The organism is Pseudogemmobacter humi (assembly GCF_900609055.1).
GTDB classification, from domain to species: domain Bacteria; phylum Pseudomonadota; class Alphaproteobacteria; order Rhodobacterales; family Rhodobacteraceae; genus Pseudogemmobacter; species Pseudogemmobacter humi.
In genome coordinates, this window is the sequence record NZ_UXAW01000010.1 from 1 (window position 1) to 406 (window position 406).

1 pseudogene is annotated in these 406 nt (G+C 60.1%); it reads right to left on the reverse strand.

The annotated features are described in order from the left end of the window. A pseudogene (locus XINFAN_RS00055) lies at positions 1–406 on the reverse strand (IS5 family transposase); the annotation flags it as partial.

A 406-nucleotide genomic window follows, 5' to 3' on the forward strand; every position in this document is an offset into this window, starting at 1 on the left:
ATGGCGAGGTCCAATCCTTCAACCGCCCAAACATGATCTCGATGCGGTTGCGCCGTTTGTAGCGCCGCTTGTCATATTTGACGGCTTTCTTGCGGGATTTCCGGCCGGGGATACAGACCTTTATCCCCTTGCCTTTCAAGGCATCTCTAAACCAATCGGCGTCATAGCCTCTGTCGGCCAGAAGCCACCCCGCCTTCGGCAGGCTGTCCAGCAGTGCCGCCGCGCCGGTGTAATCGCTGACCTGACCGGCCGACATGAAGAACCCAATCGGTCGTCCTTTGGCATCGGAAACCGCGTGCAGTTTGGTGTTCATGCCGCCTTTGGTTCGTCCGATCTGGCGCGCACGCCCCCTTTTTTGACCCGTAGGCTCGACGCCGTGCGGTGCGCCTTGAGGTAGGTCGCGTCG